Consider the following 25,494-nt stretch of genomic DNA (forward strand, 5'->3'; position numbering starts at 1 on the left):
GGAGCCTATGTTAGATGTAGAAGCGATTCGCAAGGATTTTCCAATTTTAGACCAGATTGTCAACGATGAACCATTGGTCTATTTGGACAATGCTGCGACGACACAAAAACCACTAGCAGTTCTGGAGACGATTAACCGCTACTATGAGAACGACAATGCCAATGTTCATCGTGGAGTTCATACCTTGGCTGAAAGGGCGACAGCTTCTTATGAGGCGGCTCGTGAAACCATTCGTAAGTTTATCAATGCAGGGTCTACAAAGGAAGTTCTCTTTACTAGAGGAACGACAACCAGTCTGAACTGGGTGGCGCGTTATGCTGAGGAAGTCTTGACTGAGGGAGACCAGGTCTTGATTTCTGTCATGGAACACCATTCCAACATCATTCCTTGGCAGGAGGCCTGTCGCAAGACTGGAGCAGAGCTTGTCTATGTTTATCTCAAGAACGGAGCTCTGGATATGGATGATTTGCGAGTTAAATTGACTGATAAGGTGAAATTTGTCTCCCTTGCTCACGCCTCCAATGTTCTTGGTGTGGTCAATCCAATCAAAGAAATTACTCAATTGGCCCACCAAGTTGGTGCCATAATGGTGGTGGATGGTGCTCAATCTACGCCTCATATGAAGATTGATGTCCAGGACTTGGATGTGGACTTCTTTGCCTTTTCAGGTCACAAGATGGCGGGTCCAACTGGTATCGGTGTTCTTTACGGTAAAGAAAAGTATCTGCAACAAATGTCACCAGTAGAATTTGGCGGCGAAATGATTGATTTCGTTTATGAACAATCTGCTAGTTGGAAGGAATTACCTTGGAAATTCGAGGCAGGAACTCCCAATATGGCAGGTGCAATTGGACTGGCAGCAGCTGTGGATTATCTTGAAAACATTGGTATGGATGCCATTGAAGCCCATGAACAAGAATTGATCGCATACGTCTATCCAAAACTGCAGGCGATTGAAGGACTGACCATTTATGGTTCACAGGACTTGGCTCAACGTTCAGGTGTTATTGCCTTTAACCTAGGCGACCTTCATCCGCACGACCTTGCGACTGCTTTGGATTATGAAGGAGTGGCTGTTCGAGCAGGTCACCATTGTGCGCAACCTTTGCTCCAGTATTTGGATGTTCCAGCAACAGCTCGTGCAAGTTTTTATATCTATAATACAAAGGCAGATTGCGACAAGCTAGTCGATGCCTTACAAAAGACAAAGGAGTTTTTCAATGGCACTTTCTAAACTAGATAGCCTTTATATGGCAGTGGTAGCGGACCATTCGAAAAATCCACATCATCAAGGAAAGTTGGAAGATGCTGAACAAATCAGTCTCAACAATCCAACCTGTGGGGATGTCATCAACCTCTCTGTCAAGTTTGATGCAGAGGACCGTTTGGTAGATATTGCTTTTCTAAACTCAGGATGTACGATTTCAACTGCCTCTGCTAGTATGATGACAGATGCCGTTTTAGGCAAGACCAAACAAGAAATCTTAGAACTTGCGACCATTTTTTCTGAAATGGTTCAAGGGCAAAAAGATGAGCGTCAAGACCAACTTGGAGACGCAGCCTTCTTATCAGGCGTTGCAAAATTCCCTCAACGAATCAAGTGTGCAACCCTAGCTTGGAACGCTCTGAAGAAAACAATTGAAAATCAAGACAATCAGTAAGACAAATTTCTTTTGTCTTATGAATCAGTAGAAATAAAGAATGAAAGAAAGGATATTATGGCTGAAGAAAGAGTAGAACCAAAACCAATTGACCTTGGTGAATATAAATTTGGTTTCCATGATGATGTAGAGCCTGTTCTATCGACAGGAAAAGGACTGAATGAAGATGTCATTCGTGAGCTATCAGCTGCTAAGGGAGAACCTGAGTGGATGCTAGAATTCCGTTTGAAGTCTTATGAAACCTTCAAAAAAATGCCCATGCAAACTTGGGGAGCAGACTTGTCAGAGATTGATTTTAATGACCTGATTTATTATCAAAAACCATCTGATAAACCAGCTCGTTCTTGGGATGACGTTCCTGAAAAGATTAAAGAAACCTTTGAGCGTATCGGGATTCCTGAAGCTGAGCGTGCTTATCTAGCTGGTGCCTCTGCCCAGTACGAGTCAGAAGTGGTTTACCACAACATGAAGGAAGAGTTCCAAAAATTGGGGATTATCTTTACAGATACAGATTCTGCCCTCAAGGAATACCCAGACTTGTTTAAACAATACTTTGCTAAGTTGGTACCGCCAACAGATAACAAATTGGCTGCCCTTAACTCAGCAGTATGGTCTGGTGGAACCTTTATCTACGTACCAAAAGGGATCAAGGTAGATATCCCACTTCAAACTTACTTCCGTATCAATAACGAAAATACTGGTCAGTTTGAACGTACCTTGATTATCGTTGATGAGGGAGCAAGTGTTCATTATGTAGAAGGATGTACAGCTCCAACTTATTCAAGTAACAGCTTGCATGCTGCCATCGTAGAAATCTTTGCCTTAGATGGTGCTTATATGCGTTATACAACCATCCAAAACTGGTCTGATAACGTCTATAACTTGGTTACAAAACGTGCGAAGGCTCAAAAGGATGCCACTGTTGAGTGGATTGATGGTAACTTGGGTGCCAAAACAACCATGAAATACCCATCTGTTTACCTAGATGGAGAAGGGGCGCGTGGTACCATGCTCTCTATCGCTTTTGCCAATGCAGGGCAACACCAGGATACTGGAGCTAAGATGATCCACAACGCTCCACATACCAGCTCGTCTATTGTGTCTAAATCCATCGCTAAAGGTGGAGGAAAGGTTGACTATCGTGGACAAGTAACCTTTAATAAAAACTCTAAGAAATCTGTCTCTCACATCGAGTGTGATACCATTATCATGGATGACTTATCAGCATCAGATACTATTCCGTTTAATGAAATTCACAACTCACAAGTCGCTTTGGAACACGAAGCTAAGGTATCTAAGATTTCAGAAGAGCAACTCTATTACCTCATGAGCCGTGGATTGTCAGAATCTGAGGCAACTGAGATGATTGTTATGGGATTTGTAGAGCCATTTACAAAGGAGCTTCCAATGGAATATGCTGTTGAGCTGAACCGTTTGATTAGCTATGAAATGGAAGGATCAGTTGGGTAAAATTTGTTTTTATACTCTTCGAAAATCTCTTCAAATCACGTCAGCTTTATTTACAACCTCAAAGCGGTGCTTTGAGCAACCTACTACTAGCTTCCTGGTTTGTTCTTTGATTTTCATTGAGTATTAGATTTACTCAAAATCAAGGATTTTGAAGATGAACTTGTAACAAAAAAATCGCGGTTTAAAATCGCGATTTTTTTATAATTTTTCGTTGATGAAGCGGATAAACTGATTCCACCAAACTTTTAAGAAGAAGGCTTTTTCTACTTTCTTTTCTGCTACCATTTCAAAACTAGGCCGTTCTGTGGTAATGTAACCTTGACCAATCAAGTCTGAGTCTTCATAAGTCAAATGTCCAACCACTGTTCCGGCTTCAAGTGGTGCTGGAATTGCCTTAGAATCAGGTGTGAATTGAATAGATTGGGAAGCTTGACTCCCAACACGTTCAATTAGAGTGATATCATCTTTGGCAACAGCAGTGACAGTATCTTCTTTTCCATCTTGTACAGGGGCTTTGCTATCTTGATAAGCATCACCTTTCTGAACGATTTTACGAAGTGTGAATGTAGAAGAGATATAATCCATTAGTGAAGATGTAGCTGTGAAACGAGCGTAAGGATTATTGTCTTGATGATCTGCATTCAAAACAACTGTGATAACCCTCATCCCTTTTTCGACGGTAGTACCAACAAAAGATTCTCCAGCCTTGTCTGTTGTCCCTGTCTTAAGTCCATCAAAACCACCACGATGAGCAGGCATGCCTTCTAACATATAGTTGGTAGAAGTGATTGTCATTCCAGCAAAAGTAGAAGAAGTTTTTTTGGTGATTTCCAAGACTTGTGGGTATTTTTTGATGAGGTTGCGAGCAACGATAGCGACATCATATGCACTGAGTTTATTTTCCTCATCTTTTTTAGAGCCTGGGTAAATGTTATCCCCTAGAGTCTCATTGTTAAGGCCCGTTGTATTAACAACAGTGGCATCCTGAATTCCCCATTCCAAGAGTTTTGCACGCATCATATCGACGAAATCTTTTTCTGAGCCAGCAATTTTCTCAGCTAGGGCTATAGCTGCACTGTTAGCACTGGATACTAATGTTGCTTCAAGTAGTTGTTCGACGGTATAATTACGAGCCTCCATAGGAACGTTACTCGCTTCAGAATTTGTCGTTAATTTGTATGGATAATCAGAGATATCTACCGGAGTTGATAGTGTAATACTACCGTTTTCCAAGGCTTCATAGACAAGATAAACAGTAATCAATTTTGTGATCGAAGCAATTTCAACTGGCTGGGTTGCATCTTTCTCATAGAGAATTTTACCGGTATTTGCCTCAACAGCAATTGCATGTTTAGCAGCAATATTAAAATCTTGAGCATCAACAGTAGATGCTGCCCCAATAACGGAAAGGCTTAGGAGAGTTAAAATTATTTTTTTCATAGTAAGTTTATTCTATCATAAAGAAAAAAATATTCCCAGTTTCATGATATAAGAAAGAAGCTTTTTTGAAAGTGTGGTAAAATAGATGAATGGAGGTACTTCATGTTTCGTAAGAATAAATTATTTTTTTGGACCAGTGAGATTTTACTATTAACCATCATCTTTTATTTATGGAGACAGATGGGTGGGATTATAACGCCTTTTGTAAGTGTCGCAAACACTATAATGATTCCCTTTCTTTTAGGTGGTTTTTTATATTATTTGACCAATCCTATTGTAAATTTTTTACAAAAGTATTTCAAAATTAACCGTATCATTGGTATTCTACTAACCTTGTGCGCCTTGGTTTGTGGGCTAGTTATTGGGGTCGTCTATCTCTTACCGATTTTGATTAATCAGCTGACAAGTTTGATTGCTACAAGTCAGACAATCTACAGTCGTCTGCAAGATTTGATTATCGATTTATCCACTTATCCAGCCTTTCAAAATTTAGATATTCAAGCGACTATTCAACAGTTAAATCTCTCTTATGTAGATATTCTACAGAATATCCTAAATAGTGTAACGAATAGTGTTGGAAGTGTCTTATTTGCGCTCTTTAGTACTGTTTTGATTATTATCATGACACCTGTATTTTTAATTTATTTTTTGTTAGATGGCCACAAATTCTTGCCGATGCTTGAGCGTACTGTTTTAAAGCGAGATAAGTTGCATATTACAGGTCTTTTAAAAAATTTGAATACTACAATTGCTCGATATATTAGTGGAGTTGCTATTGATGCGATTATTATTGGTTGTTTGGCCTTTATCGGATATAGCGTGATTGGTTTGAAATACGCTTTGGTCTTTGCCATCTTTTCAGGATTGGCCAATCTCATTCCTTATGTTGGACCAAGTATTGGTTTGATTCCGATGATTATCGCCAATGTCTTTACTGATCCTCATAGAATGCTGATTGCAGTTGTTTATATGTTGATTATTCAACAAGTAGATGGGAACATCCTTTACCCTCGAATCGTTGGTGGAGTGATGAAGGTTCATCCAATTACGATTTTAGTATTACTTTTGTTATCAAGTAATATCTATGGTGTCATTGGCATGATTGTCGCAGTACCAACCTATTCTATCTTAAAAGAAATTTCTAAGTTTTTATCACGTTTGTATGAAAATCATAAAATAATGAAAGAACGAGAAAGAGAATTAGCTAAGTAAAAGTCAGGAAATTCCTGATTTTTCTTTTTCATCAAAGAAGCGATAAGAGTAGAAGTAGCATTTGGAGTAGCATATTAAGAATAATTCACAAAAACTTTGTAAAACACTTGCAATTTAGCTGAAATTTGATAAAATAGTAAGGAAAGTTAGACTGTATTGCCTACTGTCTATCTATAAAATATATTTTATTGGAGGCTTTTACTCAAATGGCAAAAGAAAAATACGATCGTAGTAAACCACACGTTAACATTGGTACTATCGGACACGTTGACCACGGTAAAACTACCCTAACTGCAGCTATCACAACTGTTTTGGCACGTCGCTTGCCTTCATCAGTTAACCAACCTAAAGACTATGCGTCTATCGATGCTGCTCCAGAAGAACGCGAACGCGGTATCACAATCAACACTGCGCACGTTGAGTACGAAACTGAAAAACGTCACTACGCTCACATCGACGCTCCAGGACACGCGGACTACGTTAAAAACATGATCACTGGTGCCGCTCAAATGGACGGAGCTATCCTTGTAGTAGCTTCAACTGACGGACCAATGCCACAAACTCGTGAGCACATCCTTCTTTCACGTCAGGTTGGTGTTAAACACCTTATCGTCTTCATGAACAAAGTTGACTTGGTTGACGACGAAGAATTGCTTGAATTGGTTGAAATGGAAATCCGTGACCTATTGTCAGAATACGACTTCCCAGGTGACGATCTTCCAGTTATCCAAGGTTCAGCTCTTAAAGCCCTTGAAGGTGACACTAAATACGAAGACATCGTTATGGAATTGATGAACACAGTTGATGAGTACATCCCAGAACCAGAACGTGACACTGACAAACCATTGCTTCTTCCAGTCGAAGACGTATTCTCAATCACTGGACGTGGTACAGTTGCTTCAGGACGTATCGACCGTGGTATCGTTAAAGTCAACGACGAAATCGAAATCGTTGGTATCAAAGAAGAAACTCAAAAAGCAGTTGTTACTGGTGTTGAAATGTTCCGTAAACAACTTGACGAAGGTCTTGCCGGAGATAACGTAGGTGTCCTTCTTCGTGGTGTTCAACGTGACGAAATCGAACGTGGACAAGTTATCGCTAAACCAGGTTCAATCAACCCACACACTAAATTCAAAGGTGAAGTTTACATCCTTACTAAAGAAGAAGGTGGACGTCACACTCCATTCTTCAACAACTACCGTCCACAATTCTACTTCCGTACTACTGACGTTACAGGTTCAATCGAACTTCCAGCAGGTACTGAAATGGTAATGCCTGGTGATAACGTGACAATCGACGTTGAGTTGATCCACCCAATCGCCGTAGAACAAGGTACTACATTCTCTATCCGTGAGGGTGGACGTACTGTTGGTTCAGGTATGGTTACAGAAATCGAAGCTTAATTCGATTTAGTTCCCAGAAGAACAATTATTTAAGTCAGACACTAAAAGAATCTTGCTTTGCAAGGTTCTTTTTTTAAAAAAATAAAAAGATAGACCTGATAAAGTCCAGATCCATCTAATAAGTTATTTTCAAGTGACTAGTTCGCTCCAAACACTAACATTCGATATAGTAGAGGTTTCACCAGCTGGAACCCATTTGTTAGTTCCTAAGTATCTAACTTCTAGTTTACGAACATTTACTATGTAAGATGCTTTTAGCCTGATGTAACCATAAGTGTAGGGTGGTACGTTATGGGATACTGAGTGATTTAAACTAAGTCAAAATCCAGACTCAGGAGCAGAAAAGCTAACAGCTGCACTTAAAGTTAGGGTAGCTCCAGCTTTTCCACCATAAGCAGTTGAACTTAGAGATCCTGATGTAGCGCTGCTCTTATAAGAGTGAGAGGAGCTAGTTCTATAGTCTGCAACACCAGTTGCATTAGAACGAGTCTGATACGTAGATTTAGACTCTAAATAGGCGTCTCTAAGTTCAGTCGTATAAAATGACAATAACTCTCCTGTGTTGATATCTTTTACAACACGATTAGATACAATTTCATAATTTGTGCAAGGATAGACATCAGCAAAAACCGTAGATGTTGTGACTAAGAAAAATAGATTTGATAGAACAGAGAAAAACAATAATTTCAATTTAATCATAAAAAAATGTCTATTCTTCATGATCAAAAGATTATTTTTTCAATCCTTTGAAAGTCATAATGCAACCCGAAAGGATACTGAGAGTTCCTATAGGTCTCCAATATAGCTGCCAAAAGAATAAATTTATTCTTCCTTTCAGTGTCTCATCGGGTCCAGCATAATAGGGGTTGATGTGAAATAATAAAAAACCAAAACATAAAACTATGATTCCGGTTAAGAATAAAATGTCCTTATTTACTTTCCTCATAAAATCTCCTTTTATTTAATTTTAAGCGTTTTCTATTATTAGTATACGTCAAAAAAATAAAAAAACAAGTCTATTTATTTATTAATTTATATGGTATAATAAAATAGTTGGAGAGTTTTTTTACTACGAATCTTATGTAGTTTTACAAAAAAGAGGCTAGATAAAAACTCAATTTTAGGAGAAAATGAAGTAAAATTTCCCACAATAAAACGCATAATATCAAGGTTCAATACCTGATATTATGCGTTTTTGATTTTAAAGACTTTTTGCCCAGCCTCAATGAGGGCTTTATTTTACATAGAGTTCTTGATTTTTTAGGACAATTTCTCGTACACTTGCAAACTTCTTAAGTTTTTTGATTTCTTCTGGATGAGTGACGAGAGTGATAACGTAACCTTCCTTGCCCATACGACCAGTACGGCCAGCACGGTGAGTGTAGGTTTCGCTATCTCTAGGAACATCAAAGTTTACGACACATTCGAGGCTATCGATATCAATTCCACGAGCCAGAAGGTCTGTTGCGAGAAGTAGGGTTAGTTGCTTGTCTTTAAACTTTTCTAAGATGACTTTTCTGAACTTGACATTGACATCACTAGCGAGGGAAACAGCCAAGATATCCCGATACTGTAGTTTTTCTTCTGCACTTCCAAGGTCTGATAGGCTGTTAAAGAAGACAAGACCTCGGAAATCCTCTACATGAGCCAGTTTTCGTAGCATATCCACTCGGTGACGTTGATCTACCTGCATGTAGAAGTGCTGGATGTTGTCCAATTTTTGGTCAGAGAGATCAATGGTACGTGTGTTAGGCGCAATCTTCTTTTGGTCAAACTTGGTTGTCGCACTCATATAGACAAGTTGGTGGTCACGAGGTGCGTAGTGAGTAATTTTCTCGACAAAGTGTATCTGAGAATCATCTAGTAATTGGTCGAATTCATCCAGGATGATGGTTTCCACATTCATCATCTTGATTTTTTTCAATTTAATCAGTTCAAAGATACGGCCAGGGGTTCCAATCAGAATTTCTGGTCCTTTTTTGAGTCGTTCAATTTGACGTTTTTGACTCGAACCTGATAAGAAGAGTTGGGTAGTTAAGCAGATAGCTTCAGCCCACGTTTTACATACATCAAAAATCTGTCCAGCAAGCTCAGTATTTGGTGCTAGAATCAAGAGTTGTTGGGCTTTTTTCTTTTGTAGTCTGAGAAGACTTGGTAGAAGGTAAGCTAGGGTCTTACCAGTTCCTGTTGGGCTCACTCCTAGGAGGTTTTCTCCAGCAAGAAGGGGCTCAAATAGTTGAGTTTGAATGGGAGTGAATTCTTGGAAATCGAGTTGGTCACTCAGTTCTTGCCATTCAGTCGGTAGTTTGGTTTTCATTTTTCTGCCTCAAATCTAATGCCAGCAGTCTGGCGCATAGTATATAGTAGCTCATGAACTGAACTTGCATCTTCCAGCCAAATTTGGTAGAGATTCAGATCTGGTTGCTGGATCATGTGTGCAAATGCAGCGACTTCCTCAGTCATCGTATGAGGAGTCTGTTGGATAGGGAGTTGGACTTGATTGCCTTGATGGTCGGTAAAAATAGCTGAGCTGACATGTTCGATGGTGTTGAGGGTCAAGGTACCATCTGTCGTATAAATCTCGCAAGGGAGATTGGAAGTGATGTTTTTTCCAGCCTTGATGTGAACTTGAAAGTCTGGGTAGAAGAGGATTCCGTCACCATTTAGGTCAATGCTATTGTCAAGCTGTTGCCCCTGATAGGTTGCGTCCTGAGCCTTTCCAAAGAGACGAACGGCAGCGTAGAGAGGATAAATCCCCAAATCCATAAGCGCTCCACCAGCAAAACGATCTGAAAAGACATTTGGTATCTGTCCCGCCAACAAATCTGGCATTTTAGAAGAATACTTGGCATAGTTGAAATCTGCCCCTAAAATCTGTTTGTCTGCTAAAAAGTTTTTGATGATAGTGAAAGCTTTTTCATGGTAATTGCGAGCTGCTTCGAATATAAAACAGTGATTTTTCTCAGCTGTATGTCTCAAATCCAGCCATTCCTGTGGCTGAGTAACAGCTGGTTTTTCAAGAATAACGTGTTTACCAGCAGACAAGGCAGCTTTTGCCTGAGCAAAATGTAAGGAGTTTGGACTAGCAATATAGACTACATCAAAGGAGCTCTTGAAGAAGTCCTCTACTTGATCAAAGAGTTGGATATCCTGATAGCGAGAAGCAAAGGTTGCCGCAGTTTCTAGTTTTCTAGAGTAGACTGCGACCAGCTGGTATTTTCCACTGGTATGGGCTGCTTCTATGAAGTGGTGGCTGATAGCCCCTGTTCCGATGACACCTAATTTAAGCATAGTTACTCCTTTTCCGATTTCAAATCCTTCTTTCATTATAACATAGATAGACGGGACTATCCAACAGAGGGTGAAAAATTTCAAATAAGCTACTAGGTCTTTTCCAAAGAAAGTGGTACAATAATGAGATGAGTAAATGAAATGGGAGGGAAAATGAGGTTATTACCTATAAGAAAAATATCACGTCAGTCTAAGAGGCTAGCGCTTTTTTTGACTTTTTGTGCAGGTTATGTAGATGCCTATACGTTTATTGTGCGAGGAAACACTCTTGTAGCTGGACAAACTGGGAATGTAGTCTTTCTTTCAGTAGAATTAATTCAAAATAATGTTTCAGATGTTAGGGACAAGGTTCTCACCTTGCTAGCTTTTATGATGGGGGTCTTTTTATTAACTGTTTATAAGGAAAAATTGAGAATTGTGAAAAAGCCAATTCTGTCACTGATTCCTTTGGCAATCTTATCAATCATTATTGGTTTTGTACCGCAAACTGTAGATAATATCTATCTAGTACCGCCCTTAGCCTTTTGTATGGGCTTGGTGACAACTGCTTTTGGTGAAGTGTCAGGTATAGCTTATAATAACGCGTTTATGACAGGGAATATCAAACGGACCATGCTGGCTTTTGGAGATTATTTTCGGACCAAGCACACTCCTTTTTTACGTGAAGGGATTATCTTTGTTAGCCTGCTTAGTAGTTTTGTCCTTGGCGTTGTCTTTTCAGCTTATTTGACGATTTTCTATCATGAAAAGACCATTCTTGGTGTTCCTATTATGATGAGTATTTTTTACCTCAGCATGCTTTTTGCCTCTTGGCAGAAAAAAGTAAAAGAAAAAGCTTCATTTTAGGTGTTATTACTTGTAAGAAAATAGGAGATATGCTATACTTGAAGAGTTGACTATGCACGATCCTGTGCAACCGCACGAACATCGTTGCTTGACTATTCAAGTTTAAGTGGTTTGTCCCACGATGCTAGGCGAGTCTTCACAAAAAAATCGGGGAAACCCATAAAAATCATAGGAGGTGCATAATGAGCACATACGCAATTATCAAAACTGGCGGAAAACAAGTTAAAGTTGAAGTTGGTCAAGCAGTTTACGTTGAAAAATTGAACGTTGAAGCTGGTCAAGAAGTGACTTTTAACGAAGTTGTTCTTGTTGGTGGTGAAAACACTGTTGTCGGAACTCCACTTGTTGCTGGAGCTACTGTAGTTGGAACTGTTGAAAAACAAGGAAAACAAAAGAAAGTTGTTACTTACAAGTACAAACCTAAAAAAGGTAGCCACCGTAAACAAGGTCACCGTCAACCATATACAAAAGTTGTCATCAACGCAATCAACGCTTAATTTTAAGGAGAACACATGATACAGGCAGTCTTTGAGAGAGCCGAAGATGGCGAGCTGAGGAGTGCGGAAATTACTGGACACGCCGAGAGTGGCGAATACGGCTTAGATGTCGTGTGTGCATCGGTTTCTACGCTTGCCATTAACTTTATCAATTCTATTGAGAAATTTGCAGGCTATGAACCAATCCTAGAATTAAACGAAGATGAAGGTGGCTATCTGATGGTTGAAATTCCAAAAGATCTTCCTTCACACCAGAGAGAAATGACCCAGTTATTCTTTGAATCATTTTTCTTAGGTATGGCAAACTTATCGGAGAACTCTTCTGAGTTCGTCCAAACCAGAGTTATCACAGAAAACTAACACGGAGGAAAACATTATGTTAAAAATGACTCTTAACAACTTGCAACTTTTCGCCCACAAAAAAGGTGGAGGTTCTACATCAAACGGACGTGATTCACAAGCAAAACGTCTTGGAGCTAAAGCAGCTGACGGACAAACAGTAACAGGTGGATCAATCCTTTACCGTCAACGTGGTACACACATTTACCCAGGTGTGAACGTTGGACGTGGTGGAGACGATACTTTGTTCGCTAAAGTTGAAGGCGTAGTACGCTTTGAACGTAAAGGACGCGATAAAAAACAAGTTTCTGTTTACCCAATCGCAAAATAAAAAGGTCCAGTGAACCTTTTTATTCCGAGCCTTGAAATCTAAAGGCGAGGAAGCTAGAAGTAGCATTAAATAAGGCTTTCCGAGTTTTCGGAGAGCCTATTTTTTTGTTTTGATACCCATGCTGATACCCATATTTTAAAAACCAATGTAAGAAGCGAATTTATCAGCTACTTTATTTTACGTTGAATGTAAAACTTTTACAATAATGAATTTTATAAGGGAATAAGATATTGTAAAAATTGCTAAGATTTGATATTATAATTGTATCTGAGTAAGTAAGCAGGAATATGGAAAGGAGTGAACCTGTATGAAAAAGCTTATCACCATGATAGTCTGTTCAATCTCTTTTCTTGTTCTATCTGCTTGTGTCAGTAAGAAAAAACTTATTCTTCCTGAACCTGAAACTATTTCTGTAATTTCTCTGCAGAAAAAAACCTCTGAAGATATTAAAACTATCAACAAGAGAGAAGAAATTTCAAAATTGATTAAGGAGATACAGAGACAGTCAAAATCTACCTCTTTGGAGAGTGTAAATGATCAACCGACAAATGTTAAAGATTATATCATTATCAAGTTTTATCATCAGAATGAAGAAAAGGATAGTGTAGTCTATCTATATACTAAGAAGAAAAGACAGTATATTGAGCAACCTTATGCTGGTATTTGGCAAGTAAGTCCAGATATAGCCAATAGGATTAAAGAGTTTTTTTCTAGTTGATTTATAGGACAAAAGAAAATGTTAGAGGCTTTTCTTGCAACATATTATAAACGGTAAATCAACAAGATTTGCTGTTTTTATTTGTTTGAACCAAAATGAGGACTGAAAAAGACATTATTCTAATTCTTGTATTGGGTTGTTAGACTCTTCATTGGAATTTGAAAATTTCCAGACTTTTTTCCTTTTTGGAAAACTTCTAAAATATGGTATAATGAAAAGATAAAGAAGTTGGGGGTAGAAGATGAACATTCAACAATTACGCTATGTTGTTGCCATTGCCAATAGCGGTACTTTCCGTGAAGCTGCTGAGAAGATGTATGTCAGTCAGCCCAGTTTGTCCATTTCTGTTCGTGATTTGGAAAAAGAGTTGGGTTTTAAGATTTTCCGTCGGACCAGCTCAGGGACTTTCTTGACCCGTCGTGGTATGGAATTCTATGAAAAAGCGCAAGAATTGGTTAAAGGATTTGATATTTTTCAAAATCAGTATGCCAATCCTGAAGAAGAAAAAGATGAATTTTCCATTGCTAGTCAGCACTATGACTTCTTGCCACCAACCATTACGGCCTTTTCAGAGCGCTATCCTGACTATAAAAACTTCCGTATTTTTGAGTCTACTACAGTTCAAATACTTGATGAAGTAGCTCAGGGGCACAGTGAGATTGGGATTATCTACCTCAACAATCAAAATAAAAAGGGGATCATGCAAAGGGTTGAAAAGTTAGGCCTTGAGGTCATTGAATTGATTCCCTTCCATACCCATATTTATCTTCGTGAGGGGCATCCTTTGGCTCAGAAAGAGGAATTGGTCATGGAGGATTTAGCGGATCTACCAACGGTTCGTTTCACTCAAGAGAAAGACGAGTACCTTTATTATTCAGAGAACTTTGTCGATACCAGTGCTAGTTCACAGATGTTTAATGTGACAGACCGTGCTACCTTGAATGGTATTTTGGAGCGGACGGACGCCTATGCGACAGGTTCTGGATTTTTAGATAGTGACAGTGTTAATGGTATTACAGTTATTCGTCTCAAGGATAAATTGGATAATCGCATGGTCTATGTTAAACGTGAAGAAGTAGAGCTTTGTCAAGCTGGGACTCTTTTCGTAGAAGTCATGCAAGAATATTTTGATCAGAAGAGGAAATCATGAAAAAAAGAGGAATAGTGGCAGTCATTGTACTGCTTTTGATTGGGCTGGATCAGTTGGTTAAATCCTATATCGTCCAGCAGATTCCACTGGGTGAAGTACGCTCTTGGATTCCCAATTTCGTTAGCTTGACCTACCTGCAAAATCGAGGGGCAGCCTTCTCCATGTTACAAGACCAGCAGTGGTTATTTGCTATCATTACACTTGTCGTTATGGTAGGTGCCATTTGGTATCTACATAAGCACATGGAGGACTCACTCTGGATGGTCTTGGGTTTGACCTTGATTATCGCAGGTGGTCTTGGGAACTTTATTGACAGGATAAGTCAGGGCTTTGTTGTGGATATGTTCCACCTTGACTTTATCAATTTTGCAATTTTCAATGTGGCAGATAGCTATCTGACGGTCGGAGTGATTATTTTATTGATTGCAATGTTAAAAGAGGAAATAAATGGAAATTAAAATTGAAACTGGTGGCCTGCGTTTGGATAAGGCTTTGTCGGATTTGACAGAATTATCACGCAGTCTCGCGAATGAACAAATCAAATCAGGCCAGGTCTTGGTCAATGGCCAAGTCAAGAAAGCTAAATACACAGTTCAAGAGGGCGATGTCGTCACTTACAATGTGCCAGAACCAGAGGTTTTAGAGTATGTAGCTGAGAATCTTCCGCTAGAAATCATCTACCAAGATGAGGATGTGGCAGTCGTTAACAAACCTCAGGGGATGGTTGTGCATCCGAGTGCTGGTCATACTAGTGGAACTCTGGTAAATGCCCTTATGTACCATATTAAGGATTTGTCGGGTATCAATGGGGTTCTGCGTCCAGGAATTGTTCACCGTATTGATAAGGATACGTCAGGCCTTCTCATGATTGCTAAAAACGATGAGGCGCATCTAGCACTTGCCCAAGAACTCAAGGATAAAAAGTCTCTCCGCAAATATTGGGCGATTGTTCATGGAAATCTGCCTAATGATCGTGGTGTCATTGAAGCTCCGATTGGCCGTAGTGAAAAAGACCGTAAGAAACAGGCTGTGACTGCTAAAGGCAAGCCTGCAGTTACCCGTTTCCACGTTTTGGAACGCTTTGGTGATTACAGCTTAGTGGAGTTGCAACTGGAGACAGGACGTACCCACCAAATCCGTGTTCACATGGCTTATATTGGTCATCCAGTCGCTGGTGATGAAGTCTATGGTCCTCGCAAGACTCTGAAAGGGCATGGACAATTTCTTCATGCCAAGACTCTAGGTTTTACTCATCCGAGAACAGGTGAGACCTTGGAATTTACAGCAGATATTCCAGAGATTTTTAAGAAAACATTGGAGAGATTGAGAAAGTAAGAATGAAAAAGAAATTAACTAGTTTAGCACTTGCAGGCGCTTTTTTAGGTTTGTCATGGTATGGAAATGTTCAAGCTCAAGACAGTTCAGGAAATAAAATCCACTTTATCAATGTTCAAGAAGGTGGCAGTGATGCGATTATTCTTGAAAGCAATGGACATTTTGCCATGATTGATACAGGAGAAGATTATGATTTCCCAGATGGAAGTGATTCTCGTTACCCATGGAGAGAAGGAATTGAAACGTCTTATAAGCATGTTCTGACAGACCGTGTCTTTCGTCGTTTGAAGGAATTGGGTGTCCAAAATCTTGATTTTATTTTAGTGACCCATACCCACAGTGATCATATTGGAAATGTTGATGAATTACTTTCTACCTACCCAGTTGACCGAGTCTATCTTAAAAAATATAGTGATAATCGTATTACTAATTCTGAACGTCTATGGGATAATCTGTATGGCTATGATAAGGTTTTACAGACTGCCGCTGAAAAAGGTGTTTCAGTTATTCAAAATATCACACAAGGGGATGCTCATTTTCAGTTTGGAGACATGGATATTCAACTCTATAACTATGAAAATGAAACTGATTCATCAGGTGAATTAAAGAAAATTTGGGATGATAATTCTAATTCTTTGATTAGCGTGGTAAAAGTCAATGGTAAGAAAATTTACCTTGGGGGCGACTTAGATAATGTTCATGGAGCAGAAGACAAGTATGGTCCTCTCATTGGAAAAGTTGATTTGATGAAGTTTAATCATCACCATGATACCAACAAATCAAATACCAAGGATTTCATCAGAAATTTGAGTCCGAGTTTGATTGTTCAAACTTCGGATAGTCTACCTTGGAAAAATGGTGTTGATAGTGAGTATGTCAATTGGATCAAAGAACGTGGAATTGAGAGAATTAACGCAGCCAGCAAAGACTATGATGCGACAGTTTTTGATATTCGAAAAGACGGTTTAGTAAACATTTCAACTTCCTACAAGCCGATTCCAAGTTTTCAAGCTGGTTGGCATAAGAGTGCATATGGAAACTGGTGGTATCAAGCGCCTGATTCTACAGGAGAATATGCAGTAGGTTGGAATGAAATCAAAGGTGAGTGGTATTACTTCAACCAAACGGGTATCTTGTTACAGAATCAATGGAAAAAATGGAACAATCGTTGGTTCTATTTGACAGACTCTGGTGCTTCTGCTAAAAATTGGAAAAAAATCGATGGAAGCTGGTATTATTTCAACAAAGAAAATCAGATGGAAATTGGTTGGGTAAATACTGGAAGTCAGAACTATTATTTATCAAACGATGGATCTATGAAGACAGGTTGGCTTCAATATAAGGGGCAATGGTATTACTTTGCTCAATCAGGAGAAATGAAAACGGGTTGGGTAAAAGATAAAGAAACCTGGTACTATATGGATTCTACTGGTATCATGAAGACAGGCGAGATAGAAGTTGCTGGTCATCATTACTATCTAGAAGATTCAGGAGCTATGAAGCAAGGTTGGCTTAAAAAGGCAAATGCTTGGTATTTCTACAAGGAAGATGGTTCACGAGCTGTTGGTTGGATTAAAGACAAGGATAAATGGTACTTCTTGAAAGAAAATGGTCAATTGCTTGTGAACGGTAAGACACCAGAAGGCTATACTGTTGATTCAAGTGGTGCCTGGTTAGTGGATGTTCCGGTAGAGAAATCTGTTACAACTAAAGTCACAAGTCATTCAGAAATAAAAGAATCCAATGAAGTAGTGAAAAAAGATCTTGAAAATAAAGAAACGAGTCAACACGAAAGTATTACAAGTTCTTCAACTAGTCAAGATTTGACTTCTTCAACTTCACAAAGCTCTGAAACGAGTGCAAACAAATCGGAATCAGAACAGTAGTAAAAAAGAAGGTTTTAGGGCCTTCTTTTTCCTATCAACTCTTTTCTATTTCCTACCATTCATGTTATAATGGATAAATATGAAGAATCGGAGTAAGACTATGAAATACAAACGGATCGTCTTTAAGGTGGGGACTTCTTCTCTGACAAATGAGGATGGAAGTTTATCACGTAGTAAGGTAAAGGCTATTACCCAGCAGTTGGCTATGTTGCACGAGGCGGGTCATGAGTTGATTTTGGTGTCGTCGGGAGCCATTGCGGCTGGTTTTGGGGCCTTAGGATTTAAAAAGCGTCCGACTAAGATTGCTGATAAGCAGGCTTCAGCAGCGGTAGGACAGGGCCTTTTGTTGGAAGAATACACGACCAATCTTCTCTTGCGCCAAATCGTTTCTGCACAAATCTTGCTGACCCAGGATGACTTTGTGGATAAGCGCCGTTATAAAAATGCCCATCAGGCTTTGTCGGTTCTACTTAGCCGTGGAGCGATTCCTATCATCAACGAGAATGACAGTGTCGTCATTGATGAGCTCAAGGTCGGGGACAATGACACTCTAAGTGCCCAGGTAGCAGCCATGGTTCAAGCAGACCTTTTGGTCCTCTTGACAGACGTAGACGGTCTATATACTGGAAATCCTAATTCAGATCCAACAGCCAAACGCTTGGAGCGAATCGAGACCATCAATCGTGAGATTATCGATATGGCCGGTGGAGCTGGTTCGTCTAATGGTACAGGTGGCATGTTAACCAAAATCAAAGCCGCAACTATCGCGACGGAATCAGGAGTTCCTGTTTATATCTGCTCATCCTTGAAGTCAGATGCCATGATTGAGGCGGCTGAGGAGACCAAGGATGGTTCCTACTTTGTTGCTCAAGAGAAGGGACTTCGTACCCAGAAACAATGGCTGGCCTTTTATGCTCAGAGTCAAGGTTCTATTTGGGTTGATAAAGGGGCTGCAGAAGCTCTCTCTCAACATGGAAAGAGTCTTCTTTTATCTGGTATCGTTGAAGCAGAAGGCGCCTTTTCTTACGGCGATATTGTGACAGTATTTGACAAGGAAAGTGGAAAATCACTTGGAAAAGGGCGTGTGCAATTTGGAGCATCTGCTTTGGAGGATATGTTGCGTTCTCAAAAAGCCAAGGGTGTCTTGATTCATCGTGACGACTGGATTTCCATTACTCCTGAAATCCAACTACTCTTTACAGAATTTTAGAGGTAAACTATGGTAAGTACACAAGAACAATTTGAACAGGTACAGGCTGTTAAAAAATCGATCAACACAGCTAGTGAAGAGGTGAAAAACCAAGCCTTGCTAGCCATGGCTGATCATTTATTAGCAGCTACTGAGGAGATTTTAGCGGCAAATGCCCTTGATATGGAATCTGCTAAGGGTAAAATCTCAGATGTGATGCTGGATCGTCTTTATTTGGATGTAAGTCGTATAGAAGCGATGGCAACTGGGATTCGTGAAGTGGTTGCTTTACCAGATCCAATCGGTGAAGTTTTAGAAACCAATCAGCTTGAAAATGGTTTGGTTATCACAAAGAAACGTGTGGCTATGGGGGTTATCGGTATTATCTATGAAAGCCGTCCAAATGTGACGTCTGATGCGGCTGCTTTGGCTCTCAAGAGTGGGAATGCGGTTGTTCTTCGAAGTGGTAAGGATGCCTATCAAACTGCCCATGCTATTGTCACAGCCATGAAGAAGGGCTTGGAGACGACCACTATTCACCCAGATGTGATTCAACTGGTGGAAGATACCAGCCGTGAAAGTAGCTATGCCATGATGAAGGCCAAGGGCTATCTAGACCTTCTTATTCCTCGTGGAGGAGCTGGTTTGATCAATGCAGTGGTTGAAAATGCTATTGTACCAGTTATCGAGACAGGAACTGGGATTGTCCATGTTTATGTCGATAAGGACGCAGATGAAGACAAGGCTCTGTCTATCATCAACAATGCCAAAACCAGTCGTCCTTCTGTCTGCAATGCCATGGAGGTTCTCCTTGTTCATGAAGACAAGGCAGCAAGCTTCCTTCCTCGCTTGGAGCAAGTACTGGTTGCAGATCGAAAAGAAGCTGGTCTGGAACCAATTCAATTCCGTTTGGATGAAAAAGCAAGTCAGTTTGTTTCAGGTCAAGCAGCTGAGGCCCAAGACTTTGACACCGAGTTTTTAGACTATGTATTAGCTGTTAAGGTTGTGAGCAGTTTAGAAGAAGCGGTTGCCCATATTGAAACCCACAGTACCCATCATTCGGATGCCATTATGACGGAAAATGCTGAAGCTGCAGCTTACTTTACAGATCAAGTGGACTCTGCAGCTGTCTATGTCAATGCCTCAACTCGTTTCACAGATGGTGGCCAATTTGGTCTGGGTTGCGAAATGGGGATTTCAACTCAGAAACTGCACGCGCGTGGTCCAATGGGCTTGAAAGAGTTGACCAGCTACAAGTATGTGGTCACTGGTGACGGACAGATAAGGGAGTAAGAGATGAAGATTGGATTTATCGGTTTGGGGAATATGGGTGCTAGCTTGGCTAAGTCTGTCTTGCAGGCTAGACCGTCAGATGAGATTCTCCTTGCCAATCGTAGTCAAGCCAAGGTGGATGCTTTCATTGCTGACTTTGGAGGTCAGGCTTCCAGCAATGAAGAAATTTTTGCAGAAGCAGATGTGATTTTTCTAGGAGTTAAGCCTGCTCAGTTTTCTGAACTGCTTTCTCAATACCAGACTATCCTTGAAAAACGAGAAAGTCTTCTTTTGATTTCTATGGCAGCTGGATTGACCTTAGAAAAACTCGCTAGTCTTCTTCCAAGTCAGCACCGAATTATTCGTATGATGCCAAATACCCCTGCTTCTATTGGACAAGGAGTGATTAGTTATGCCTTGTCTTCTAATTGCAAGGCTGAGGACAGTGAGTTATTTTGTCAGCTTTTAACTAAGGCTGGTCTCTTGGTTGAGCTAGGAGAAGGCTTAATCGACGCAGCGACAGGTCTTGCAGGTTGTGGACCGGCTTTTGTCTATCTCTTTATTGAGGCCTTGGCAGATGCGGGTGTTCAGACGGGATTACCAAGAGAAACGGCATTGAAAATGGCGGCTCAAACTGTGGTAGGAGCTGGACAATTGGTCCTAGAAAGCCAAGAGCATCCTGGAGTATTGAAAGACCAAGTCTGCAGCCCAGGAGGTTCGACTATTGCTGGTGTAGCGAGCTTAGAAGCGCATGCTTTTAGAGGAACGGTCATGGAGGCAGTTGGTCAAGCCTACAAACGAACACAAGAATTAGGTAAATAAGAGGTAGTTTTGTCTGCCTCTTTTATGGTGGCTGATACTCTTCGAAAATCTCTTCAAACTGCGTCAGATTCCATCTGCAACCTCAAAACAGTGTTTTGAGCAACCTGCGGCTAGCTTCCTAGTTTGCTCTTTGATTTTCATTGAGTATGAAATGAGAAGACAAAAAGATTGTCACAAACCCCTATTTTTTTGATAGAATAGAAGTAGTAAAAAAGAAATGAGTTAGACATGTCAAAAGGATTTTTAGTCTCTCTTGAGGGACCAGAGGGAGCAGGCAAGACTAGTGTTTTAGAGGCTCTGCTACCAATTTTAGAGGAAAAAGGGGTAGAGGTGTTGACGACCCGTGAACCTGGCGGAGTCTTGATTGGGGAGAAGATTCGGGAAGTAATTTTGGATCCAAGTCATACCCAGATGGATGCGAAAACAGAGCTTTTGCTCTATATCGCTAGTCGCAGACAGCACTTGGTGGAAAAAGTTCTTCCAGCCCTTGAAGCTGGCAAGTTGGTCATTATGGACCGCTTCATCGATAGTTCCGTTGCCTATCAGGGATTTGGTCGTGGCTTGGATATTGACGCCATTGATTGGCTCAATCAGTTTGCGACAGATGGCCTTAAACCCGACTTGACTCTTTATTTTGACATCGAGGTGGAAGAAGGACTGGCTCGCATTGCTGCTAATAGCAATCGTGAGGTCAATCGTTTGGACTTGGAAGGGTTGGACTTGCATAAAAAAGTTCGTCAAGGCTACCTTTCTCTTCTGAACAAAGAAGGGAATCGCATTGTCAAGATTGATGCTAGTTTTCCTTTGGAGCAAGTTGTGGAAACTACCAAGGCTGTTTTGTTTGACAGAATGGGCTTGACCAAATGAAACAAGATCAACTAAAGGCTTGGCAGCCAGACCAGTTTGACCGCTTTGTTCGTATCCTAGAACAAGACCAGCTCAATCATGCCTATCTATTTTCAGGTTTCTTTGGAAGCTTGGAAATGGCACAGTTTTTAGCTAAGAGCCTTTTTTGTACGGATAAGGTAGGCGTTTTACCATGTGAGAAATGCCGAAATTGTAAGCTGATTGAACTGGGAGAATTTCCCGATGTCACCTTGATTAAGCCAGTCAATCAGGTCATCAAGACAGAACGGATTCGAGAATTGGTGGGGCAGTTTTCTCAAGCAGGGATTGAAAGCCAGCAGCAGGTCTTTATTATCGAGCAAGCTGAGAAAATGCACCCCAACGCAGCCAATTCTCTGCTCAAGGTCATCGAAGAACCCCAGAGTGAGGTTTATATTTTCTTCTTGACCAGCGATGAGGAAAAGATGTTGCCGACCATCCGAAGTCGGACCCAGATTTTCCACTTTAAAAAACAAGAAGAGAAGCAGATCTTGCTCTTAGAACAAATGGGACTGGTTAAGAAAAAAGCGACTCTTTTAGCCCAGTTTAGTCAATCGCGAGCTGAAGCAGAAAAGTTGGCTAATCAGGCAAGTTTTTGGACTTTGGTCGATGAAAGTGAACGCCTGTTGACTTGGTTAGTAGCTAAGAAAAAAGAAAGTTATCTGCAGGTTGCTAAATTAGCTAACTTGGCAGATGACAAGGAAAAACAAGATCAGGTTTTACGGATTCTTGAAGTTCTCTGTGGACAAGATATCCTACAAGCAAGAGTAAGAGTGATTCTACAAGATTTGCTAGAAGCTAGAAAAATGTGGCAAGCTAATGTCAGCTTTCAAAATGCCATAGAATATCTGGTCTTGAAAGAAATATAAACTTAAAAATGATTAATAAAGAAAGGAAAGGGCTGTTTTATGGACAAAAAAGAATTATTTGATGCGCTGGATGATTTTTCACAACAGTTATTGGTGACCTTGGCCGATGTGGAAGCCATCAAGAAAAATCTCAAGAGCCTGGTAGAGGAAAATACAGCTCTTCGCTTGGAAAATAGTAAGTTGCGAGAACGCTTGGGTGAGGTGGAAGCAGACGCTCCCGTCAAGGCCAAGCATGTTCGCGAAAGTGTTCGTCGTATTTACCGTGATGGATTTCACGTTTGTAATGATTTTTATGGACAACGTCGAGAGCAGGATGAGGAATGTATGTTCTGTGATGAGTTGTTATACAGGGAGTAGGCATGCAGATTCAAAAAAGTTTTAAGGGGCAGTCTCCCTACGGCAAGCTGTATCTAGTGGCAACGCCGATTGGTAATTTAGATGATATGACCTTTCGAGCTATTCAGACCTTGAAAGAAGTGGATTGGATTGCTGCTGAGGACACGCGCAATACAGGTCTTTTGCTCAAGCATTTTGACATTTCGACCAAGCAGATCAGTTTTCATGAGCACAATGCCAAGGAAAAGATTCCTGATTTGATTGATTTCCTGAAAGCAGGGCAAAGTATTGCTCAGGTATCGGATGCAGGTTTGCCAAGCATCTCAGACCCTGGTCATGATTTGGTCAAGGCAGCCATTGAGGAAGAAATTGCGGTTGTGACTGTTCCAGGTGCCTCTGCAGGAATTTCTGCCTTGATTGCCAGTGGTTTAGCGCCACAGCCACATATCTTTTACGGCTTTTTACCGAGAAAATCAGGCCAGCAAAAGCAATTTTTCGACTTGAAAAAAGACTATCCTGAAACTCAGATTTTCTATGAATCGCCCCATCGTGTGGCAGATACGTTGGAAAATATGCTAGCAGTTTATGGTGACCGCTCGGTCGTCTTGGTTAGGGAATTGACTAAAATCTATGAAGAATACCAACGAGGAAAGATCTCTGAATTGCTGGAAAGCATCGCTGAAACGCCACTTAAGGGAGAATGCCTTCTTATCGTTGAAGGTGCCAGTCAGGATGTGGAAGAAAAAGACGAGGAAGACTTGTTCTTAGAAATCCAAGCCCGCATCCAACATGGTATGAAGAAAAATCAAGCCATTAAGGAAGTAGCAAAGATTTACCAGTGGAATAAGAGCCAGCTTTACGCTGCCTATCACGATTGGGAAGAAAATGACTAAACAGGGAAGTTTGCCTTCTTCCCTTTTTTTGTTATACTAGTAGAAGAAAAAATTAGAAAGATTTGTGGGAGTGAAAAAGTCCTGTGGACTTTTTCAGCCTGAGCCAGGAAATTCGAAAGCGAAGTAAGTCCTGTGGACTTTTTCAGCCTGAGCCAAGAAACTCGAAAGCGAAGTAAGTCCTGTGGACTCTTTCAGCCTGAGCCAAGAAACTCGAAAGCGAAGTAAGTCCGATTGGCTTTTTCAATGTGAACCTTGTCTTCACACTCCCAAAGAGGTATTAGTGTCGTGTCTCAATCTTATATCAATGTTATCGGTGCTGGTTTGGCAGGGTCAGAAGCAGCGTACCAAATTGCAGAACGTGGTATTCCAGTTAAACTCTATGAAATGCGTGGGGTCAAGTCAACACCCCAGCACAAAACAGACAATTTTGCTGAGTTGGTTTGTTCCAATTCTCTTCGTGGGGATGCTCTAACTAATGCTGTTGGGCTTCTCAAGGAAGAAATGCGTCGCTTGGGTTCTGTTATCTTGGAATCTGCTGAAGCTACACGTGTTCCTGCAGGTGGTGCTCTTGCGGTGGACCGTGATGGTTTCTCTCAAATGGTGACCGAAAAAGTGGCCAACCATCCCTTGATTGAAGTGGTTCGTGATGAAATTACAGAATTGCCGACAGATGTTATTACAGTTATCGCTACTGGTCCTTTGACTAGCGATGCCTTGGCTGAAAAGATTCATGCTCTTAATGATGGCGATGGTTTCTATTTCTACGATGCGGCAGCCCCTATTATCGACGTCAACACTATCGATATGAGCAAGGTCTATCTCAAGTCTCGTTATGATAAGGGAGAAGCCGCTTATCTCAACGCTCCCATGACCAAGCAAGAGTTTATGGATTTCCATGAAGCCTTGGTTAATGCGGAAGAAGCACCGCTCAATTCTTTCGAAAAAGAAAAGTACTTTGAAGGTTGTATGCCTATCGAAGTTATGGCCAAGCGTGGCATTAAAACTATGCTTTATGGACCTATGAAGCCAGTGGGGCTTGAGTATCCGGACGACTACACAGGACCTCGTGATGGAGAATTCAAAACCCCTTATGCGGTGGTTCAGCTTCGTCAGGACAATGCAGCTGGTAGCCTCTATAATATCGTCGGTTTCCAGACCCACCTCAAATGGGGAGAACAAAAGCGTGTCTTCCAAATGATTCCAGGTCTTGAAAATGCTGAGTTTGTTCGTTATGGTGTCATGCACCGCAATTCTTACATGGATTCACCAAATCTTCTGGAACAGACCTATCGTTCTAAGAAACAGCCAAACCTCTTCTTTGCTGGTCAGATGACAGGTGTGGAAGGCTATGTTGAGTCCGCAGCGTCAGGTTTAGTTGCGGGAATTAATGCGGCTCGTCTTTTCAAGGGAGAAAGCGAGGCTATTTTCCCAGAGACAACAGCGATTGGAAGTCTAGCTCATTACATCACCCATGCAGACAGCAAGCATTTCCAACCAATGAATGTCAACTTTGGGATTATCAAGGAGTTGGAAGGCGAGCGTATTCGTGATAAGAAGGCTCGTTATGAAAAAATTGCAGAGCGCGCTCTTAGCGACTTAGAAGAATTTTTAACGGTCTAATTTTTTTCAAAGAATTGTTCATGATACTA

The 25,494-nt window shown here is 40.7% G+C and carries 26 protein-coding genes, 1 pseudogene and 1 other annotated feature; of the genes and pseudogenes, 22 read left to right on the forward strand and 5 right to left on the reverse strand.

What is annotated here, in order from left to right; genetic code table 11:
- Positions 1-7 precede the first annotated feature (7 nt).
- From N8N51_RS02755 to sufB, 3 genes are read left to right on the forward strand one after another with little or no spacing between them, the layout of a single operon-like run.
- Positions 8-1,234 carry a cysteine desulfurase gene (locus N8N51_RS02755; protein WP_261103523.1) on the forward strand — a complete coding sequence of 409 codons (1,227 nt, stop codon included), beginning with the start codon at positions 8-10 and terminating at the stop codon, positions 1,232-1,234.
- A complete protein-coding gene (gene sufU, locus N8N51_RS02760; protein WP_125454570.1) occupies positions 1,221-1,661 on the forward strand; it encodes a Fe-S cluster assembly sulfur transfer protein SufU in 441 nt (146 codons plus the stop codon). Before N8N51_RS02755 ends, sufU begins: the two co-directional genes overlap by 14 nt.
- 57 nt (positions 1,662-1,718) lie before the next feature.
- Entirely contained in the window at positions 1,719-3,131 is a 1,413-nt protein-coding gene (gene sufB / locus N8N51_RS02765; protein ID WP_125454571.1) for a Fe-S cluster assembly protein SufB, read from the forward strand.
- Positions 3,132-3,329: 198 nt separating this feature from the next.
- Here the strand turns inward: sufB and pbp3 are convergent, their stop codons facing one another.
- Positions 3,330-4,571 carry a D-alanyl-D-alanine carboxypeptidase PBP3 gene (gene pbp3 / locus N8N51_RS02770; RefSeq protein WP_261035587.1) on the reverse strand — a complete coding sequence of 414 codons (1,242 nt, stop codon included), beginning with the start codon at positions 4,569-4,571 and terminating at the stop codon, positions 3,330-3,332.
- 102 nt (positions 4,572-4,673) lie between these two features.
- Here pbp3 and N8N51_RS02775 point away from each other — a divergent pair, with 102 nt between their 5' ends.
- Positions 4,674-5,783, forward strand: coding sequence for an AI-2E family transporter (locus N8N51_RS02775; RefSeq protein ID WP_261100078.1), 1,110 nt, complete (start codon positions 4,674-4,676; stop codon positions 5,781-5,783).
- A gap of 206 nt (positions 5,784-5,989) precedes the next feature.
- A complete protein-coding gene (gene tuf / locus N8N51_RS02780) occupies positions 5,990-7,186 on the forward strand; it encodes an elongation factor Tu (protein ID WP_001040726.1) in 1,197 nt (398 codons plus the stop codon).
- A gap of 318 nt (positions 7,187-7,504) precedes the next feature.
- Here tuf and N8N51_RS02785 read toward each other — a convergent pair whose 3' ends face one another.
- The 3 genes from N8N51_RS02785 to N8N51_RS02795 form a co-directional block, all read right to left on the reverse strand.
- Positions 7,505-7,885 (reverse strand): hypothetical protein, encoded by a 381-nt coding sequence (locus N8N51_RS02785; protein ID WP_223330095.1) that lies wholly within the window; start codon positions 7,883-7,885, stop codon positions 7,505-7,507.
- Positions 7,886-8,420: 535 nt separating this feature from the next.
- The gene (locus N8N51_RS02790) at positions 8,421-9,503 is read right to left on the reverse strand and encodes a DEAD/DEAH box helicase (protein ID WP_125454572.1); all 1,083 of its coding nucleotides are present in this window, start codon (positions 9,501-9,503) and stop codon (positions 8,421-8,423) included.
- Positions 9,500-10,477, reverse strand: coding sequence for a Gfo/Idh/MocA family protein (locus N8N51_RS02795; protein WP_261051426.1), 978 nt, complete (start codon positions 10,475-10,477; stop codon positions 9,500-9,502). The genes N8N51_RS02790 and N8N51_RS02795 overlap by 4 nt, the downstream gene beginning before the upstream one ends.
- Positions 10,478-10,618: 141 nt before the next feature.
- Between N8N51_RS02795 and N8N51_RS02800 the strand changes: the two genes are divergently transcribed.
- The 5 genes from N8N51_RS02800 to N8N51_RS02820 all read left to right on the forward strand — a co-directional run bounded on the left by N8N51_RS02800 (position 10,619) and on the right by N8N51_RS02820 (position 13,208).
- On the forward strand, positions 10,619-11,323 hold the full coding sequence (locus N8N51_RS02800; protein WP_080983328.1) for a YoaK family protein: 705 nt from the start codon (positions 10,619-10,621) through the stop codon (positions 11,321-11,323).
- A 58-nt stretch (positions 11,324-11,381) separates the two neighbouring features.
- Positions 11,382-11,469, forward strand: a sequence feature (ribosomal protein L21 leader region).
- A gap of 36 nt (positions 11,470-11,505) precedes the next feature.
- Positions 11,506-11,820, forward strand: coding sequence for a 50S ribosomal protein L21 (gene rplU / locus N8N51_RS02805; RefSeq protein ID WP_000109141.1), 315 nt, complete (start codon positions 11,506-11,508; stop codon positions 11,818-11,820).
- A gap of 15 nt (positions 11,821-11,835) precedes the next feature.
- The gene (locus N8N51_RS02810; RefSeq protein ID WP_000613699.1) at positions 11,836-12,180 is read left to right on the forward strand and encodes a ribosomal-processing cysteine protease Prp; all 345 of its coding nucleotides are present in this window, start codon (positions 11,836-11,838) and stop codon (positions 12,178-12,180) included.
- Between the two features lie 16 nt (positions 12,181-12,196).
- Positions 12,197-12,490: a 50S ribosomal protein L27 gene (rpmA, locus tag N8N51_RS02815; protein ID WP_000916509.1), complete on the forward strand. Its 294-nt coding sequence runs from the start codon at positions 12,197-12,199 to the stop codon at positions 12,488-12,490.
- 307 nt (positions 12,491-12,797) lie between these two features.
- The gene (locus N8N51_RS02820) at positions 12,798-13,208 is read left to right on the forward strand and encodes a DUF5301 domain-containing protein (RefSeq protein WP_049532957.1); all 411 of its coding nucleotides are present in this window, start codon (positions 12,798-12,800) and stop codon (positions 13,206-13,208) included.
- A gap of 174 nt (positions 13,209-13,382) precedes the next feature.
- Here N8N51_RS02820 and N8N51_RS02825 read toward each other — a convergent pair.
- Positions 13,383-13,457 (reverse strand): annotated as a pseudogene (locus N8N51_RS02825) (AraC family transcriptional regulator); the annotation flags it as partial.
- Between N8N51_RS02825 and N8N51_RS02830 the strand changes: the two are divergent.
- The 12 genes from N8N51_RS02830 to trmFO all read left to right on the forward strand — a co-directional run bounded on the left by N8N51_RS02830 (position 13,450) and on the right by trmFO (position 25,465).
- Positions 13,450-14,358 carry a LysR family transcriptional regulator gene (locus N8N51_RS02830; RefSeq protein WP_084951261.1) on the forward strand — a complete coding sequence of 303 codons (909 nt, stop codon included), beginning with the start codon at positions 13,450-13,452 and terminating at the stop codon, positions 14,356-14,358. The pseudogene N8N51_RS02825 and the gene N8N51_RS02830 overlap by 8 nt on opposite strands.
- Entirely contained in the window at positions 14,355-14,816 is a 462-nt protein-coding gene (lspA, locus tag N8N51_RS02835; RefSeq protein ID WP_000745688.1) for a signal peptidase II, read from the forward strand. The genes N8N51_RS02830 and lspA overlap by 4 nt, the downstream gene beginning before the upstream one ends.
- The gene (locus tag N8N51_RS02840; protein WP_125454574.1) at positions 14,806-15,693 is read left to right on the forward strand and encodes an RluA family pseudouridine synthase; all 888 of its coding nucleotides are present in this window, start codon (positions 14,806-14,808) and stop codon (positions 15,691-15,693) included. The genes lspA and N8N51_RS02840 overlap by 11 nt, the downstream gene beginning before the upstream one ends.
- Before the next feature lie 2 nt (positions 15,694-15,695).
- On the forward strand, positions 15,696-17,579 hold the full coding sequence (cbpE, locus tag N8N51_RS02845) for a phosphorylcholine esterase CbpE (RefSeq protein ID WP_261051905.1): 1,884 nt from the start codon (positions 15,696-15,698) through the stop codon (positions 17,577-17,579).
- A 100-nt stretch (positions 17,580-17,679) separates the two neighbouring features.
- Positions 17,680-18,789: a glutamate 5-kinase gene (gene proB, locus N8N51_RS02850; protein ID WP_261041164.1), complete on the forward strand. Its 1,110-nt coding sequence runs from the start codon at positions 17,680-17,682 to the stop codon at positions 18,787-18,789.
- A gap of 9 nt (positions 18,790-18,798) precedes the next feature.
- Positions 18,799-20,061, forward strand: a complete 1,263-nt coding sequence (locus N8N51_RS02855; RefSeq protein ID WP_084927540.1) for a glutamate-5-semialdehyde dehydrogenase — start codon at positions 18,799-18,801, stop codon at positions 20,059-20,061.
- 3 nt (positions 20,062-20,064) lie between these two features.
- Entirely contained in the window at positions 20,065-20,862 is a 798-nt protein-coding gene (gene proC, locus N8N51_RS02860; RefSeq protein WP_261103525.1) for a pyrroline-5-carboxylate reductase, read from the forward strand.
- A 228-nt stretch (positions 20,863-21,090) separates the two neighbouring features.
- Complete coding sequence (gene tmk / locus N8N51_RS02865) at positions 21,091-21,729, forward strand: dTMP kinase (RefSeq protein WP_261103527.1); 639 nt, start codon at positions 21,091-21,093, stop codon at positions 21,727-21,729.
- Positions 21,726-22,616 (forward strand): DNA polymerase III subunit delta', encoded by an 891-nt coding sequence (locus tag N8N51_RS02870; protein ID WP_084926429.1) that lies wholly within the window; start codon positions 21,726-21,728, stop codon positions 22,614-22,616. Before tmk ends, N8N51_RS02870 begins: the two co-directional genes overlap by 4 nt.
- 39 nt (positions 22,617-22,655) lie before the next feature.
- A complete protein-coding gene (yabA, locus tag N8N51_RS02875; protein WP_000358228.1) occupies positions 22,656-22,973 on the forward strand; it encodes a DNA replication initiation control protein YabA in 318 nt (105 codons plus the stop codon).
- 2 nt (positions 22,974-22,975) lie between these two features.
- Entirely contained in the window at positions 22,976-23,845 is an 870-nt protein-coding gene (gene rsmI / locus N8N51_RS02880; protein WP_084926428.1) for a 16S rRNA (cytidine(1402)-2'-O)-methyltransferase, read from the forward strand.
- A gap of 285 nt (positions 23,846-24,130) precedes the next feature.
- Positions 24,131-25,465: a methylenetetrahydrofolate--tRNA-(uracil(54)-C(5))-methyltransferase (FADH(2)-oxidizing) TrmFO gene (trmFO, locus tag N8N51_RS02885; protein ID WP_049491846.1), complete on the forward strand. Its 1,335-nt coding sequence runs from the start codon at positions 24,131-24,133 to the stop codon at positions 25,463-25,465.
- The last annotated feature ends 29 nt before the right edge of the window (positions 25,466-25,494 follow it).

It is taken from the genome of Streptococcus mitis, from assembly GCF_946188685.1.
In the GTDB taxonomy this organism is placed as follows: Bacteria; Bacillota; Bacilli; order Lactobacillales; family Streptococcaceae; genus Streptococcus; species Streptococcus mitis_CC.

Coding starts and splice junctions, on each gene's coding strand:
- N8N51_RS02755 (WP_261103523.1), top strand. CDS start 8: ATGTTAGATGTAGAAGCGATTCGCAAGGATTTTCCAATTTTAGACCAG.
- sufU (WP_125454570.1), top strand. CDS start 1,221: ATGGCACTTTCTAAACTAGATAGCCTTTATATGGCAGTGGTAGCGGAC.
- sufB (WP_125454571.1), top strand. CDS start 1,719: ATGGCTGAAGAAAGAGTAGAACCAAAACCAATTGACCTTGGTGAATAT.
- pbp3 (WP_261035587.1), bottom strand. CDS start 4,571: ATGAAAAAAATAATTTTAACTCTCCTAAGCCTTTCCGTTATTGGGGCA.
- N8N51_RS02775 (WP_261100078.1), top strand. CDS start 4,674: ATGTTTCGTAAGAATAAATTATTTTTTTGGACCAGTGAGATTTTACTA.
- tuf (WP_001040726.1), top strand. CDS start 5,990: ATGGCAAAAGAAAAATACGATCGTAGTAAACCACACGTTAACATTGGT.
- N8N51_RS02785 (WP_223330095.1), bottom strand. CDS start 7,885: ATGATTAAATTGAAATTATTGTTTTTCTCTGTTCTATCAAATCTATTT.
- N8N51_RS02790 (WP_125454572.1), bottom strand. CDS start 9,503: ATGAAAACCAAACTACCGACTGAATGGCAAGAACTGAGTGACCAACTC.
- N8N51_RS02795 (WP_261051426.1), bottom strand. CDS start 10,477: ATGCTTAAATTAGGTGTCATCGGAACAGGGGCTATCAGCCACCACTTC.
- N8N51_RS02800 (WP_080983328.1), top strand. CDS start 10,619: ATGGGAGGGAAAATGAGGTTATTACCTATAAGAAAAATATCACGTCAG.
- rplU (WP_000109141.1), top strand. CDS start 11,506: ATGAGCACATACGCAATTATCAAAACTGGCGGAAAACAAGTTAAAGTT.
- N8N51_RS02810 (WP_000613699.1), top strand. CDS start 11,836: ATGATACAGGCAGTCTTTGAGAGAGCCGAAGATGGCGAGCTGAGGAGT.
- rpmA (WP_000916509.1), top strand. CDS start 12,197: ATGTTAAAAATGACTCTTAACAACTTGCAACTTTTCGCCCACAAAAAA.
- N8N51_RS02820 (WP_049532957.1), top strand. CDS start 12,798: ATGAAAAAGCTTATCACCATGATAGTCTGTTCAATCTCTTTTCTTGTT.
- N8N51_RS02830 (WP_084951261.1), top strand. CDS start 13,450: ATGAACATTCAACAATTACGCTATGTTGTTGCCATTGCCAATAGCGGT.
- lspA (WP_000745688.1), top strand. CDS start 14,355: ATGAAAAAAAGAGGAATAGTGGCAGTCATTGTACTGCTTTTGATTGGG.
- N8N51_RS02840 (WP_125454574.1), top strand. CDS start 14,806: ATGGAAATTAAAATTGAAACTGGTGGCCTGCGTTTGGATAAGGCTTTG.
- cbpE (WP_261051905.1), top strand. CDS start 15,696: ATGAAAAAGAAATTAACTAGTTTAGCACTTGCAGGCGCTTTTTTAGGT.
- proB (WP_261041164.1), top strand. CDS start 17,680: ATGAAATACAAACGGATCGTCTTTAAGGTGGGGACTTCTTCTCTGACA.
- N8N51_RS02855 (WP_084927540.1), top strand. CDS start 18,799: ATGGTAAGTACACAAGAACAATTTGAACAGGTACAGGCTGTTAAAAAA.
- proC (WP_261103525.1), top strand. CDS start 20,065: ATGAAGATTGGATTTATCGGTTTGGGGAATATGGGTGCTAGCTTGGCT.
- tmk (WP_261103527.1), top strand. CDS start 21,091: ATGTCAAAAGGATTTTTAGTCTCTCTTGAGGGACCAGAGGGAGCAGGC.
- N8N51_RS02870 (WP_084926429.1), top strand. CDS start 21,726: ATGAAACAAGATCAACTAAAGGCTTGGCAGCCAGACCAGTTTGACCGC.
- yabA (WP_000358228.1), top strand. CDS start 22,656: ATGGACAAAAAAGAATTATTTGATGCGCTGGATGATTTTTCACAACAG.
- rsmI (WP_084926428.1), top strand. CDS start 22,976: ATGCAGATTCAAAAAAGTTTTAAGGGGCAGTCTCCCTACGGCAAGCTG.